The sequence below is a fragment of the Acinetobacter sp. A22 genome (assembly GCF_030913345.1).
Taxonomy (GTDB): domain Bacteria; phylum Pseudomonadota; class Gammaproteobacteria; order Pseudomonadales; family Moraxellaceae; genus Acinetobacter; species Acinetobacter junii.
The window spans coordinates 1,054,155-1,069,073 of sequence record NZ_CP133162.1 but is presented as its reverse complement, the minus strand read 5'-3'; the positions used below and the strand labels follow the sequence as shown (position 1 = coordinate 1,069,073).

The 14,919-nt window shown below is 40.1% G+C and carries 10 protein-coding genes; 7 read left to right on the top strand and 3 right to left on the bottom strand.

The features are described 5' to 3' along the window. The first annotated feature begins 20 nt into the window (after positions 1 to 20). From Q9Q86_RS05360 to Q9Q86_RS05345, 4 genes are read left to right on the top strand one after another with little or no spacing between them, the layout of a single operon-like run. On the top strand, positions 21 to 1,622 hold the full coding sequence (locus Q9Q86_RS05360) for a carboxyl transferase domain-containing protein (protein ID WP_112986508.1): 1,602 nt from the start codon (positions 21 to 23) through the stop codon (positions 1,620 to 1,622). A 9-nt stretch (positions 1,623 to 1,631) separates the two neighbouring features. Beyond that, positions 1,632 to 2,435 (top strand): enoyl-CoA hydratase/isomerase family protein, encoded by an 804-nt coding sequence (locus tag Q9Q86_RS05355; RefSeq protein ID WP_112986509.1) that lies wholly within the window; start codon positions 1,632 to 1,634, stop codon positions 2,433 to 2,435. A gap of 11 nt (positions 2,436 to 2,446) precedes the next feature. Then, positions 2,447 to 4,438, top strand: coding sequence for an acetyl/propionyl/methylcrotonyl-CoA carboxylase subunit alpha (locus Q9Q86_RS05350; protein ID WP_112986510.1), 1,992 nt, complete (start codon positions 2,447 to 2,449; stop codon positions 4,436 to 4,438). Beyond that, positions 4,435 to 5,337 carry a hydroxymethylglutaryl-CoA lyase gene (locus Q9Q86_RS05345; protein WP_112986511.1) on the top strand — a complete coding sequence of 301 codons (903 nt, stop codon included), beginning with the start codon at positions 4,435 to 4,437 and terminating at the stop codon, positions 5,335 to 5,337. Before Q9Q86_RS05350 ends, Q9Q86_RS05345 begins: the two co-directional genes overlap by 4 nt. A gap of 100 nt (positions 5,338 to 5,437) precedes the next feature. Here the strand turns inward: Q9Q86_RS05345 and Q9Q86_RS05340 are convergent, their stop codons facing one another. Further along, positions 5,438 to 6,394 (bottom strand): LysR family transcriptional regulator, encoded by a 957-nt coding sequence (locus tag Q9Q86_RS05340; protein ID WP_112986525.1) that lies wholly within the window; start codon positions 6,392 to 6,394, stop codon positions 5,438 to 5,440. A 200-nt stretch (positions 6,395 to 6,594) separates the two neighbouring features. Between Q9Q86_RS05340 and Q9Q86_RS05335 the strand changes: the two genes are divergently transcribed. Continuing rightward, complete coding sequence (locus Q9Q86_RS05335; protein ID WP_112986512.1) at positions 6,595 to 10,068, top strand: indolepyruvate ferredoxin oxidoreductase family protein; 3,474 nt, start codon at positions 6,595 to 6,597, stop codon at positions 10,066 to 10,068. A gap of 89 nt (positions 10,069 to 10,157) precedes the next feature. Here Q9Q86_RS05335 and Q9Q86_RS05330 read toward each other — a convergent pair whose 3' ends face one another. Both Q9Q86_RS05330 and Q9Q86_RS05325 read right to left on the bottom strand, forming a co-directional pair. Next, positions 10,158 to 11,195 (bottom strand): AraC family transcriptional regulator, encoded by a 1,038-nt coding sequence (locus Q9Q86_RS05330; RefSeq protein WP_112986513.1) that lies wholly within the window; start codon positions 11,193 to 11,195, stop codon positions 10,158 to 10,160. 25 nt (positions 11,196 to 11,220) lie between these two features. Further along, positions 11,221 to 12,807 (bottom strand): DUF2306 domain-containing protein, encoded by a 1,587-nt coding sequence (locus Q9Q86_RS05325; RefSeq protein ID WP_171293837.1) that lies wholly within the window; start codon positions 12,805 to 12,807, stop codon positions 11,221 to 11,223. A 214-nt stretch (positions 12,808 to 13,021) separates the two neighbouring features. Between Q9Q86_RS05325 and Q9Q86_RS05320 the strand changes: the two genes are divergently transcribed. Together Q9Q86_RS05320 and Q9Q86_RS05315 are read left to right on the top strand one after the other, a co-directional pair. Continuing rightward, a complete protein-coding gene (locus Q9Q86_RS05320; RefSeq protein WP_112986514.1) occupies positions 13,022 to 13,966 on the top strand; it encodes an ABC transporter permease in 945 nt (314 codons plus the stop codon). Beyond that, on the top strand, positions 13,966 to 14,844 hold the full coding sequence (locus tag Q9Q86_RS05315; protein WP_112986515.1) for an ABC transporter ATP-binding protein: 879 nt from the start codon (positions 13,966 to 13,968) through the stop codon (positions 14,842 to 14,844). The genes Q9Q86_RS05320 and Q9Q86_RS05315 overlap by 1 nt, the downstream gene beginning before the upstream one ends. The last annotated feature ends 75 nt before the right edge of the window (positions 14,845 to 14,919 follow it).

The window sequence follows — 14,919 nt, the reverse complement described above, 5'->3', positions numbered from 1 at the left end:
GATAAATCAGGATGCATCATATGAATCAATTACAAAGCAAAATTAATGTGCGAAGTGAAGACTTCAAAACAAACCAACAGGCTATGCAGACTTTGGTTAATGATTTAACACAAGTTGCCCAAAATATTGCATTAGGCGGCGGAGAAAACGCACGTCAAAAGCATTTAGCACGTGGAAAATTGCTTCCACGTGAACGTATAGATCAATTGATTGACGTTGGCACAGCTTTTTTAGAAATCGGACAACTTGCTGCGTATAAGGTTTATGAGGATGATATTCCTGCTGCGGGTGTGATTGCGGGTATTGGACAAGTTAATGGTGTGACATGCATGATCGTTGCCAATGATGCAACGGTTAAAGGTGGCACTTATTACCCGCTTACGGTTAAAAAGCATTTACGCGCTCAAGAAATTGCTGAACAAAATCACTTACCTTGTATTTATCTTGTAGATTCAGGTGGTGCGTATTTACCTATGCAGGATCAGGTCTTCCCTGATCGTGATCACTTCGGGCGTATCTTCTACAATCAAGCACGTATGTCGAGCCAAGGTATTGCCCAAATTGCGGTCGTCATGGGTAGCTGTACCGCTGGTGGTGCTTATGTTCCTGCGATGTCAGATGAAACCATCATCGTGCGTAATCAAGGCACGATTTTCTTGGGTGGTCCTCCTCTGGTTAAAGCAGCAACAGGTGAAGTTGTAAGTAGCGAAGATTTGGGTGGTGGTGATGTACATACGCGTCTCTCAGGTGTTGCTGATCACCTCGCTGAAAATGATGAACATGCGATTGCGATTGCACGTAATATCGTTGCCAATTTGAATAAAAAACCAAATGAACTCAATAAACAGATTGATGAACCATTGTTTGATGCGAAAGAGTTGTATGGTGTAGTCCCAACCGATGCGCGCAAGCCATTTGATGTACGAGAAGTGATTGCACGTATCGTCGATGGTTCTCGTTTTGATGAATTTAAAGCTCGTTTTGGTTCAACCTTGATCACAGGGTTTGCATCACTTTATGGGATGCCCGTCGGAATTATTGCCAATAATGGCATTCTATTTTCTGAGTCAGCTCAAAAAGGCGCACACTTTATTGAGTTATGTACCCAACGTAATATTCCTTTGTTATTTATTCAAAATATCACAGGCTTTATGGTGGGTCGTCAATACGAAAATGAAGGTATTGCCAAGCACGGTGCAAAACTAGTTATGGCGGTTGCAACTGCAAATGTACCAAAACTTACTCTCATCATTGGCGGTTCTTTTGGTGCAGGTAACTACGGTATGTGTGGACGTGCTTATTCTCCACGTTTCTTATGGACTTGGCCAAACTCGCGTATTTCAGTCATGGGTGGTGAGCAAGCAGCCAGCGTACTTTCGACTTTGAAGCGTGATCAGATCGAGCAAAAAGGCGCAGAATGGTCAGCACAAGAAGAAGATGAATTTAAACAACCGATTCGTGATCAGTATGAACGTCAAGGTCATCCTTACTATGCTTCTGCCCGTTTGTGGGATGACGGTGTGATTGATCCAGCGCAAACGCGTCAAGTACTTGGTTTAAGTCTAGCCGCTGCAATGAATGCTCCAATTCAACCGACTAAATTTGGCGTGTTCCGCATGTAAGAGGTGTTTATGAGCTATCAATTTTTACAACTGGAACAGCATGATCAGGTGGCATATGTGTGGCTAAATCGCCCTGAGCTACACAATGCTTTCAATACAGCGGTGATTGAAGAATTGCATACTTGCTTTAAGCAAATTGCTACCCGTGACGATATTCGAGTTGTAGTTTTAGCAGGTCGTGGTAAAAGCTTTTCAGCAGGTGCAGATCTGAATTGGATGAAACAAGCGGGTCAAGCTTCTACAGAAGAAAATGAAGCCGATGCTTTAAAACTCGCACAGATGCTTGAAGCACTCGCAACCTTAAAACAGCCGACGATTGCACGTATTCATGGCATTGCTTTTGGTGGTGGTATGGGGTTGGCATCAGCATGTGATATTTGCATCGCCAGTACCGATGCAAAGTTTGCAACCTCTGAAGTTCGACTAGGTCTTGCCCCTTCTACGATTAGTCCATATGTAATACGTGCGATTGGCGCTAGACAAGCTTCACGCTATTTTTTAACTGCTGAACGTATCTCAGCGCACGAAGCAAAACAAATCGGCTTGGCACATGAAATTGCGGATGCAGAAGATTTAGATAAAAAAGTTCAAGAGATTATCGATGCTTTACTGCTGGGTGGACCACATGCCCAAACAGCATCTAAGCAACTGATTCAAATGGTCAGCAATCAAAGTATGAATGATGAATTACTTCGACAAACTGCTCAACACATAGCACAAGTTCGTCAAGGCAGTGAGGCAAAAGAAGGTTTAACTGCTTTTTTAAGTAAGCAAGCCCCTGCGTGGACTTCAAATTCTAATAACAACAATTAAGGATGATCAACATGTTTGAAAAGATTTTAATTGCGAACCGTGGTGAGATCGCTTGCCGTGTGATTCGTACCGCCAAAAAATTAGGTATTGCGACGGTTGCGGTTTACTCAGATGCAGATGCAGATGCACAACACGTTAAACTTGCTGATGAAGCGATTTATATTGGTCAATCTCCTGCAACACAAAGTTATTTACAAGTTGATCGTATTATTCAAGCGGCGATTGATACAGGAAGCCAAGCGATTCATCCTGGTTATGGTTTTCTTTCGGAAAACGATCAATTTGCCTTAGCTTGCCAACAGCACAATATTTGCTTCATTGGTCCTCCAGTCGATGCCATTTTAGCGATGGGCTTGAAAGCAACCTCTAAAGCTTTGATGGAAAAAGCAGGTGTACCTCTAACACCGGGCTATCACGGAACAAATCAAGATGCTGAATTTTTAAAACAACAAGCAGATCGTATTGGCTATCCCGTATTGATTAAAGCAAGTGCTGGCGGTGGCGGTAAAGGCATGAGTCTAGTGGAACGTAGCGAAGATTTCCTTCATTCTCTTGCGTCGTGTAAACGTGAAGCCAAATCGAGTTTTGGTAATGATGATGTACTGATTGAACGTTATGTGATTCAACCACGTCATATCGAAGTACAGGTATTTGGCGACACACATGGCAACTATGTACATTTATTTGAACGGGATTGTTCTGTTCAACGTCGTCATCAAAAAGTATTAGAGGAAGCCCCTGCTCCGCAAATGCCAAGCGAAAAGCTCGATGCTATGCGTCAAGCTGCAATTGATGCTGCGCGTGCGGTAAATTATGTCGGTGCAGGTACGGTTGAGTTTATCGTTGAACAAGATGGTACGGCGTATTTCATGGAAATGAACACACGCTTACAAGTCGAACATCCTGTGACTGAAATGATTACTGGAGAGGACTTAGTAGAATGGCAATTACGAGTTGCGTATGGTGAGCCATTACCAAAACTCCAACATGAATTACAAATTCATGGGCATGCGCTCGAAGCACGTATTTATGCCGAAGAACCAGAAAAAGGTTTTTTACCTGCGATTGGTAAAATTGAATATCTACGCTACCCAACGCAAAACCAATATGTTCGTGTAGATAGTGGCATTGTTGAAGGTGATGAAATTACCACTTTCTATGACCCAATGATTGCCAAATTGATCGTATGGGGTAAAAACCGTGAAGCTGCTTTGATTCAAATGCAACACGCGCTCAGTCAATTCCATGTCGATGGTTTAGGCAATAACATTGCTTTTTTGGAAAAGATTGTACGTTGTGATTCGTTCAAACAAGCAAAGTTGGACACGAATTTAATCCAACGTGAAGAACAATTTTTGTTTAGTCCAGCGAATATAAAACCTGAGTTTGTTGTTGCGACTGCATTTATTGAATTTCTAAGCCAAATGCAAAGCAATCAATCAACTCAAAAACAACTGTGGCTAGCACAACCCTTATGGCGTATTAATGTATCTTATCAGCACAGCATTAAATTGAACTATTTAAATCAAAATATTCAAATTAAGTTTTCTGCTGCTGAACAAGGGTTTAATTCAGAATTTAATGGTCAGCAGTATCACATCACAGGTCAATTGACTGATCAGCACAGTGCAAATATTCAAATTGGTGGAATCCAGCAAAAACTTGCCTTTAATCGAGGTGTGCAAGGTATTACCCTGTTCAACGCTGGACAAAGTTATAAGTTTAGCTACTTACGTCAGGATTATAATCAAACTGATGGTCAATCTGAGCAAGGACATCTCAAAGCACCGATGCCAGGTGTGGTGACACAATTACTTGTAGGCGCAAATCACACCGTGAAGAAAGATGATGTGCTTTTGACGCTTGAAGCGATGAAAATGGAATATACCATTCGTGCTCCAAAAGATGGTGTGATTTTAGATGCCTATTTCCAAGTGGGTGATCAAGTCAAAGCGGGTGATGAGCTTGTGGACTTCCAAGCTGCTGAGGAGGAAGTTGCATGAGTGACTATGTAAAGATTGTTGAAGTTGGGCCACGTGATGGTTTGCAAAATGAGAAACAAGCTTTAAGCATTGAGCAGCGATTGAGTTTTATCAATGATTTAATTGATGCAGGTTTAAAGTCTATTGAAGTGGGTTCATGTGTATCAGCCAAATGGGTGCCACAAATGGCACAGAGCGATGAGTTATTTAAATTGTTGCCACAATGTGATGATTTAAATTTGAGCTTGCTCACGCCAAATCTTAAAGGCTTTGAAGCTGCCTTAGCAGTTGGATGTAAAGAGGTTGCGGTCTTTACCGCAGCTTCTGAGAGTTTTACCCGAAAGAATATCAACTGCTCGATCGATGAAAGCTTAGAACGATTCTCTGAAATTTTCCAAGCCGCGCAAGCAAATAATGTTCGCGTACGTGGTTATGTCTCTTGTATGGTGGACTGTCCTTACGAAGGTGCAATTGATCCCAAACAAGTCGTGAATGTCGTCAAACGGCTACATGACATGGGATGTTATGAGATTTCATTGGGTGAAACCATTGGGACAGCGACACCAGATCGAGTGCAAAAAGTTTGGCAAGCATGCTTAGCAGAATTGGATAGCAAGATTTTGGCTGGACATTTTCATAATACCTATGGCATGGCAATCGCCAATATCTATCAATCTTTACAGCAAGATATTCGGGTCTTTGATTCTTCGCTTGCTGGACTGGGTGGTTGTCCTTATGCCAAAGGTTCATCAGGGAATGTTGCAACAGAGGATTTATATTATTTACTGTCTCACATTGGATATGAAACAGGCATTAATCTAGAGAAACTGATGTTGGCTAGTCAAAATATCAATCAAACATTGAACCGAAAAAACTTATCTAATTATGCAAATACTTATCTTCAGCAGTCATGTGCTTAAATAAATCTCAGAGATAATTGATAAATGCTCCACTAAAAATAAATTTGAAGGAGCATTCATGTTTTTTGTTTTAATCACTTATTTTTGACTTAAATATAGATCATTCAGTATGTGTTAATTGATAAAAATAAGAAGTATCTGATTTAATTTTCGGTGAAATATATTGTTCTACCCAATCCAACCAAGCACGAGTTTTTGCATCAATATAATCTCTTGACGGTAATAAGGTATAAACACCAATATCAGGTGAACGCCAATCGGGTAAGACATGACACAATCGACCTGCCCGAACAGCTTCAATCACTGAAAACATCGGTAATAATGCGATTCCCATATCTTGTTGTACAACATCTAATAATAACTCAGGAGTATCAGCCACAATTTGACCGCTCGTACTGATCTCATGAAAACCACCCTTTTCATTAATCAAATGCCATTCAGGTGTAATTGATGGATTGACCAAACGTAGACATGCATGGTTGTACAAATCTTCAGGTGAGTTTGGTATGCCATGCTTTTCTAAATATGCAGGAGATGCGCACAACACTGAAAATATTGTGCCGATACGACGCGATACGAATCTGGAGTCAGTCAGTGATTCAGTTAAATATAAGCTGACATCAATTCCCTTACCTAAAAGATCTGGTGTGTTCTGCGAAGTTCGATATTCAACCGTCAAATCTGGATAACAGAGGCAGAATTTAGCCATTACAGGCGATATATAATAATGCCCAAAGCTTGCCATACTCAAAATACGCAACCGTCCTTTTGGCTTTGTTGCCGTTCCTGTCGCTTCAGACTCTGCTTCATCTATGATCGATAGAACTTGTCGACAACGCTCAGCATAAAGCGCACCAATATCTGTCAATGCATGCTGCCGTGTAGAGCGTTGCATCAGTTTAACACCAAGCCGTGACTCTAACTCGCTGATCAGACGTGATACCTGAGCTGTGGTCAAATCCATCTGTTCAGCAGCTGCTGTAAAACTTCCACTGTCAATCACTTTCAGGAAAGCATGCATTGCATGCAACAGTCCACCATCGAGATTTTTGCGCATAACGTAAATATCTTTTCCTAAATTACGCATTGTTGCACCAGTTTAGATCAACCACAATGGTAAATATGTACATACATCCATGCGTATTTTTTTGACGGTTCAGCGCATGATTTGATCGTTGTATGTCTATAACTCCAAAAGTCAACTCGGATGTTGAGAAAAGAAAGTAGCTCGAACTACATAATACAAAGGAGACATAAATGAATATCGCTACGACATTTACACCTAAAAAGATACCGACTAAAGATGTATCCCTTGATGATAAATACATAAGCGATAACGGCACGGCTTATATGACAGGTATTCAAGCTTTGGTGCGTTTACCACTCGCTCAAACCCGCCGTGATAGTAAAAATGGTTACCATACTGCTGGGTTTATTTCAGGTTATCGCGGATCACCTGTTGGTAACTATGATAATTTTCTTTGGCAAATTGAAGGAATTTTGAAAGATCATGATGTGGTCTTTCAACCTGGTGTTAATGAAGATTTAGCTGCTACCGCGATTTGGGGTACCCAACAAGCCAATTTAGCAGGTCAAGGTAAATTTGATGGTGTTACTTCTTGGTGGTATGGCAAAGGTCCAGGTGTAGACCGCTCAGGTGATGTGCTTCGTCATGCTAACCTCGCAGGTACAGCCGAACATGGTGGTGTTGTTGCCCTATTTGGTGATGATCATTCTTGTAAGTCTTCTACTGTTCCGCACCAGTCTGAACATGTGATGATGGGTTGCGGCATTCCTATTTTTTATCCAACCTCAGTACAACACATTCTTGATCTTGGTATCCATGCGGTCGCTATGTCACGATTTGCGGGTGTATGGACTTCCATGAAACTCGTGAGTGAAATCGTAGAGACATCAGCATCTGTGCATGTTGATGAAGACCGTGTCATTCCAGTCTTGCCTAAAGATGTTAAATTTCCTGATGATGGCGTTAATATTCGCTGGCCAGATCATGGTATCCAACAAGAAGAACGACTTTACAAATACCGCTTACCTGCTGTCTTAGCATATGCACGTGCCAACCAACTCAATAAAGTCACTTGGTCATGTGAAAATGCCCGTATCGGTATCGTTGCGAGTGGCAAAGGTTATCTCGATACGATTGAAGCTTTGCGTATATTAGGGATTGATAACGATATTGCTGAACAAATTGGCTTAAAAGTTTATCAAGTCGGTCTTATTTGGCCTTTGGAACCACAAGGATTACATGAGTTTGCAGAAGGTTTAAAAGAGCTGATCGTTGTTGAAGAAAAACGTCCGATTCTTGAATCCCAAATTAAAGATGAGTTGTATTCACTACCTGACCACCAACGCCCTCATATTATTGGTAAAGCTTGTGATGGTAAGGGTGAATGGAGTACATCTACTGAGGAAGCTCCCTTAATTGGATATTACGAGTTTCAGCCTGAACCAATTGCAAAAATGTTGGCAGCACGTTTTCTCGCCTTGGATATTCCAGTACATATAAAAGAACAAATTCAAAACCAAGTTGGTTTATTAAAAACAGCTGAACAAGAATCTCAACGTATTTTAGATATTGCTGATCGCAAGCCATTTTTCTGTAGCGGATGTCCTCACAATACTTCAACTAAATTACCCGAAGGTAGTCGTGCATTAGGTGGCATTGGATGTCATTACATTGCAGTTTCACTTGATCGTGGTACAGAAACCTATTCACAAATGGGTGGTGAAGGTGTGAGTTGGGCTGGTGCATCGCATTTTACTAATGAAAAACACATTTTCGCTAATCTAGGCGATGGAACTTATTTCCATTCAGGTTATCTTGCTATTCGCCAAGCCATCGCTGCAAAAATTAATATTACTTACAAAATCCTCTACAACGATGCTGTTGCAATGACGGGCGGACAACATGTGGATGGACATTTGAGTGTTGCTCAACTAACGCGTCAGTTAGCCGCTGAAGGGATAAAAAAACAGGTTATTGTCACAGATGAACCTGAGCTGATACATGCCGAAGAAGGTATAGCACCTGATGTAGAAATTCATCACCGTAATGAATTAGATGCAATCCAACGTCAATTACGTGATATTTCGGGAGTAACAGCCCTAATCTATGTTCAAACTTGTGCCAGTGAAAAACGTCGTCGTCGTAAACGTAATGCCTACCCTGACCCTACTGAACGTTTATTTATTAATACTGATATTTGTGAAGGCTGTGGTGACTGTTCGAAACAGTCAAACTGTTTATCCGTCGAACCTGTAGAAACAGAATTAGGTACTAAGCGTCAAATTAACCAGAGTACCTGTAATAAAGACTTTACTTGCGTCGAAGGCTTTTGCCCAAGTTTTGTCACTGTACATACACGTGATATGAAGCGCTCTGAAAAATTTGAAGGATTTCCTGCTGGCTGGCCAGAAAAACCAATCATTCCTAGCTTGGAAAATACACCGAGCCGAATCATGGTGGGTGGTGTTGGTGGTACAGGTGTGGTTACTTTAGGTGCATTGTTAGGAATGGCTGCGCATCTTGAAGGTAAAGCGACACGTGTTATGGATATGGCAGGATTAGCACAGAAAGGTGGAACAGTATATTCCTATGTACAACTTGCTTCAGAGGACGAGCAAATTTCAGCAACAAAAATTCCTGCTGGTCAATGTGATATTTTAATCGGCGCTGATGCAATCGTAGCAGGTAGCAAAGCTGCGTTATCACGCCTAAGAGATGAAGCAGTGGTGATCGTCAATGAAGATGCTTCTCCAACGTTAAGTTTTATTGAATCTCGGGACTGGTATGCTCCGATTACAGACTTAATTACTCGTTTGAAAGGACGTGTACATCACGGAAAACTAGTTACATTACCAGCAGCTCGGATTGCCACTCAAGTACTCGGAGATTCGATCTATACCAACCAGATTCTTTTAGGTATGGCTTGGCAATCAGGAAAAATACCGCTACTAAGAGAAAGTATAGAAAAAGCAATTCAATTAAATGGTACGGCGGTTGATAAGAATATCGAGGCTTTCCGCATCGGTTGTCATCTGAGTAGCGATCCTAGTTTAATTCCTCGTTTAGTCGCAGCGATGCCAAAACTTAATAAGCCCCAGACCATGTCGGAACTAATTGAAGATCGTACTACTCGTCTGCGTGAATATTGGAATGAAGCTTACGCCTTGAAGTATAAAAACTTAGTAGAGAGCGCTGCGGAAAAATTACCTGAATCATTAGCTGGAACGATTGCAACTCAACTTTATCGAGTGATGGCTTATAAAGATGAGTATGAAGTTGCACGTTTACTTACAGCTAAAAAATTCAAACAGTCTATAGCCTCACAGTTTGGAGAAGGCTTACGTCTAACCTATCACCTAGCTCCACCTGTACTGGGTGCACATCAAAATATTCGTAAACGTGCTTTTGGATATTGGATCCGTTTCCCTTTGATGCTATTGGCACGTTTACAATGGCTACGTGAAACTTTCCTAGACCCGTTTGCTCGTCAAACAGAACGTCAGCACGAACAAGCGTGGCGTGACCGTTATATCAGCTTTGTCGAGGCTTTAATTGAATCACCTGAAAAATACAATCTGGTCGTTGCGGAGGAAATTGCCAAACTTCCTGCTGAGGTGCAAGGTTTTGGGCATGTGAAAGCGCAAGCGATGAACAGTGCGATACAGCGTTGGGATGAGCTTACAACAACACTCAATAAATCCTAAAATTTTATTCAACTTGTAGGGCTGGCATTTTAATGTTCAGCCTTTTTTATTTAAAATCTGATATGAACTGATCATCTTCCTTTATTTCATCAAATTTTATTTTGTTTTTCTCTATGTTCTCTAGGTGTGTAGCCCATTACACTCTTGAAGGCTCTGGAAAAATTAGATTCATTACTAAATCCTGATTTTTGTGCCACTTGGGCTATGGTTTTTGTGGAATTTATTAATAACCATCCTGCATATTCAACTGCAACCTCACGATGTAGTTGAGCGAGATTATTCCCTTCATTTGCCAAACGCCTTGTTAGAGTTCGGCTTGATAGATGCAAATGATTGGCTATGACTTCCGCATTTATTAATCGATTCTCATCCAACAAGAGTTCGATCAGATGTTTCACTTGCATAGAAACGGGTTTTAACTGCTGAGACATCTGCATTCTTTGTCTTAAGTTGTCTTGCAAAAGTTGAAACATGGTTGGGCTTTGGGTAATCAAAGGAATATCTAAATTTTCTTGCGGAAAATAAAGTACATTTCTATGGCTTGAATCATGAATAATGAATTCAGCGTTGATTTCTTTAATAAATGCTTGATAAGCATCACTAATTGGATGTTCAAACTCAATCACAATGTTCTTTAAAGGATGTAAAGTAAATGGTTCTATTTTATAAAGAACCATCATCACTAACTCTGTGAAGAATCTATTTTGCTCACCAAAATCACATACTCGTTCAAAAGACAAATAAACATGCTCGTTTTGGTTTGATTTATGAACTTTAAATGCAGGCATCATCAATGGGAAAAATTCCAAAGCAGCTTGTAAAGCTTCGCCTATTGAGCGTGCTGCCAAAGCTAACATGCCTAACATCCCATGTGACGTGAGTGGGAAATGTTCAAGAACTTGTAATGATTCTGGACGATCATCAGTACAATACTCTTGAACTAGACTATACGCTCGAAGTAATTGCTCACCATTGATCATCAATAATGGGTCAAGTAAGTCAGATGTATTTAATCCACATTGTGTATGAAACAAGGCTAAATCACCTCCTTTAGCCCTGATTAGGTTGTCGCAAACTTCAATATATTGGATTGGAAAATGTAAGTTGCTAAGAGGTGTATAAGCCATTGTTCCCTACTCTTTATCCAAATGATTAACGAGCAAACTTACTTAATGTTGCTTGACTATAAGCAGCGTAAAACAATCCAAAAACTAGCAAAATAGGACCTGCATCTGCGGCTAAACGATAGACATGCCCTTGCTGAATAAATATCTCAGGAATTGGAAGCAACATTAAAAAGTGTAGGATGAGATATGACATTGGCAGACTGACACTACACAATATGAGGAATAATCCCCATTCACGTATCAAATAAGGCTTATTCTGAATCACAGCATACGCCAATAGTGCTACAAATAAAAAGTTTAGGACAGCAAATAACCCCATATGCGTACCACCACTTAGCGCAGTGATACTTGGTGCTCCCATATACTTAGCCCAGATCATTAAGATAGTTCCAAGAATTAGGCCAAATAGTATTAGCCAAATTGCAAGTAATCTTACACGACTATGATTTACTTCAATTTTTAAGAAACTCGCATTGATAAAGTAAATACCAATGCCAATTAAGCCGATAGATGCAACTATGAACCAATAACGTAATCCCTCGTGTTGCAAAACAGCTTGATTGTAGACCTCGATAAGACCTAAAGGTATGTATCGTTCAGCATATGAAAATAATGAAAGATCTGGTGTGATAGACAAATAATAGATATTGGTTAATAAACACAGGAGCAGTATGCCAATTAGTCCACTTACAATAAGAGATCGAGTTTTTGAAATGATTTGTTGAGCTGCTACCAAACTAAATGGTCGATCTTTTTGAAAGCTACGGGATAAACACAACAATAAGTACCCCATAACAAAACACTGCGGTAATAAAATCCCCGCGCCCCAATAATTTGAAGTATTAAAGCTTACATCAGGAAATAATATACCTCCTAAAACCCAGTTATAGCGCAGGATTGGTGCAGTTAACAAAGCGCCGAAATTAATCGCCATATAAGCTTGATGTTGCGCGTATTCTTTGCGTTTTAAATGATAAATAGATAACCATAAACTAATAGTTACAATGATTACTAAAATCCATAGACCTACATAAAATGAAAACGAATCATAAATGGTCTGAACAGGTGTAATCGTGAGATAAATTGCAGCTGCAATCATCGCAAGCTGTGCCGTCACCATGTATAAAGCACCAAAGCCTCGATGCCAACGTGGATATCTATGTCGAAAGGCTGGCCAAAACTGTAAGGCACCAAACAGCATACAGATTCCTCCCATCACATTATGAAATGACAGTACGACCATGTTCTTTATTGGCATTTCTGCATAATGGTACATCGAATAGGTAAAATAACTATCTGTACCATACGAGTGTTGATCAGATGTAACTTTACTCATTGCATATAACCATACCCCAGAATGTTGCCAAGCTTGATTCAATGCAGGATCATCAGAATTATTAGCATCAGCAGCTTTGTTGGTTTGGTGACGTTGCACTAAAATTTGTTCTGAACCAAAGATTGCTGGCGCAATATTTACCCGTCCCATATCAATTGCAAAAATAGCGTATAGACTTAATAAAGATGCACCAAAAATTACGAGGGACTTTAATATCCAACTACGCCAAACAGTTTTATTTTTCATTGGAAATAATGGATTTGAACTATCCGTCATCGTTTCAGTCCGCGCAAAAAGTGATAATCGGCATTCAAACAAGTTTTTTGTTTTATTTTCAGCCAATACTTATCAAAATCAGCCATTTTTCATTATAAAACAGATTTTTTCTGCTCTAAATTCAGTCTCAAACTGAAAATTAGCCTGCTTGGCATCTATTTTGCTTAAACAATATTACGTTTTATAAAAATTGTAATATTAAGAGGCGGTAGATATGAGTTACGTTGCACGCGAGCTCAGCCAAAAAAGCAAAATGTTATTTGGTTTCGGGTCATTTCTAATACCGATTTTACTGTGGTGTGCTGTGAGTTACTTTCCATTTATTTGGCATCCACAAGTAAAGATTACAGATTCTGGCAGCGTGACCTATTTACAGGTCGATAGTCGAATTGCTAAAGATATTTTCTATACCGAAGCACAAAGTGCTTTAGACCAAGGCAACACACCGCCACAAGGTGTTCTTGTTAATCCTATCTATTTGCCAGCACCGCATGAAGTTGCTATTGCATTAGTAACCGCTTTTACAACACCACCCGCGCAAGCTAATGATCCGTGGTTTCATGAAAGTCTTTGGCACAGTATTAAACTCGTCTTTACCGCCTTTTTTATTTCTTCTTTGGTTGGGGTGCCCTTAGGTATTTTGTGTGGTTTCTCTAAAACAATTTCTCAACTTACCGAACCCTTTGTTGAGTTTTTTCGTTATCTACCAGCCCCTGCTTTTGGTGCTTTGGCAGTTGCCATATTAGGTATCAACGATGCACCAAAAATAGCCATTATTATCATAGGTACGTTATTTCAACAGATTTTAATTATTGCCAATACAACTCGATTAGTTGATCGCAGTTTAATTGAAGCAGGTTTTACACTTGGAACGAACAAAACCAAAAGCTTAATTCATGTGGTGATTCCTACTGCCTTGCCTGAGATTTATCGAGATTTGAGAGTTTTGTTGGGTTGGGCGTGGACTTACTTGATCGTTGCTGAATTGATTGGGAGCACATCAGGTATTACGTGGTTTATTACCCAACAAGCACGTTACCAAAATTTTGACAATGTTTATGCAGCCATTCTCATTATTGGTGTGATTGGTCTGATTTGTGATGTCATTTTAATGAAACTTGGGCAGCAGCTTTTTAAATGGAAATCAGGAGCATACTAATGACAAATACCCATTTCAATGCTCGTGAATATTTTGATCATATTTATGAGCGTGCTGTCATCTTAGAAGCAAAACAACTCACGCAAAGCTTCAAACACGGTAAAACTGAACGAACTGTTTTAAACCAAATTGATTTAAAGATTCATAAACGTGAGTTTATTTGTGTGATCGGACCTTCTGGCTGTGGTAAGTCAACATTCAGTCGGATTGTTGCTGGACTTGATTCTTATTCAGGTGGAGAGATTTTGATTGATGGACAACCGATCATGGGTCCTAGTCCTGAGCGCGGTATGGTGTTTCAAGGATATACACTGTTTCCATGGAAAACAGTCAAAGAAAACGTGATGTTCGGTCCAAAAATGAAGAGACAAAGTGATAGTACAGCCGAGGCTCAAGCACGGGAATGGATTAATATTATCGGCTTAGAAAAATATGAAAATCAGTATCCTCATCAACTCTCTGGTGGAATGAAACAGCGTGTTGCGATTGCTAGAGCATTGGTGAATGAACCCAAAATTTTATTGATGGATGAACCATTTGGTGCACTTGATCCACATACCCGTCAGAAGATGCAACGGCACTTGATGGATTTATGGCAAAATATTGATATCACCATTATTTTTGTCACTCATGATATGGATGAAGCGATCTTACTTGCTGACCGTATCGTCGCACTGAAAGCCAATCCTGGTGAAATAAAAGAAATTATCGAAGTAGATTTACCTCGCCCACGTCATCCAGATCAAATGCTTTGCCCTGAATTTAAAGCATTGCGTCAACGTGTGGATCAACTCGTTCATGCCGATGAAGATCAACTCGATCCAGCACTTGAGGATTTGCCGTTGATTCCTCGTATGACTAAGGTAAGCGAAGATTGAAACGCCGATACGTCAATAAAGTAAAAAATTTACAGCCCACTTATAAGAGTGGGTTTTTTATATTGAAGTATTCAT

Bases quoted from the DNA above. Each gene is read 5' to 3' on its own strand.
- Q9Q86_RS05340 (WP_112986525.1), bottom strand. From the start codon at position 6,394: ATGCGCAAAAATCTCGATGGTGGACTGTTGCATGCAATGCATGCTTTC.
- Q9Q86_RS05345 (WP_112986511.1), top strand. From the start codon at position 4,435: ATGAGTGACTATGTAAAGATTGTTGAAGTTGGGCCACGTGATGGTTTG.
- Q9Q86_RS05320 (WP_112986514.1), top strand. From the start codon at position 13,022: ATGAGTTACGTTGCACGCGAGCTCAGCCAAAAAAGCAAAATGTTATTT.
- Q9Q86_RS05315 (WP_112986515.1), top strand. From the start codon at position 13,966: ATGACAAATACCCATTTCAATGCTCGTGAATATTTTGATCATATTTAT.
- Q9Q86_RS05325 (WP_171293837.1), bottom strand. From the start codon at position 12,807: ATGACGGATAGTTCAAATCCATTATTTCCAATGAAAAATAAAACTGTT.
- Q9Q86_RS05350 (WP_112986510.1), top strand. From the start codon at position 2,447: ATGTTTGAAAAGATTTTAATTGCGAACCGTGGTGAGATCGCTTGCCGT.
- Q9Q86_RS05335 (WP_112986512.1), top strand. From the start codon at position 6,595: ATGAATATCGCTACGACATTTACACCTAAAAAGATACCGACTAAAGAT.
- Q9Q86_RS05355 (WP_112986509.1), top strand. From the start codon at position 1,632: ATGAGCTATCAATTTTTACAACTGGAACAGCATGATCAGGTGGCATAT.
- Q9Q86_RS05330 (WP_112986513.1), bottom strand. From the start codon at position 11,195: ATGGCTTATACACCTCTTAGCAACTTACATTTTCCAATCCAATATATT.
- Q9Q86_RS05360 (WP_112986508.1), top strand. From the start codon at position 21: ATGAATCAATTACAAAGCAAAATTAATGTGCGAAGTGAAGACTTCAAA.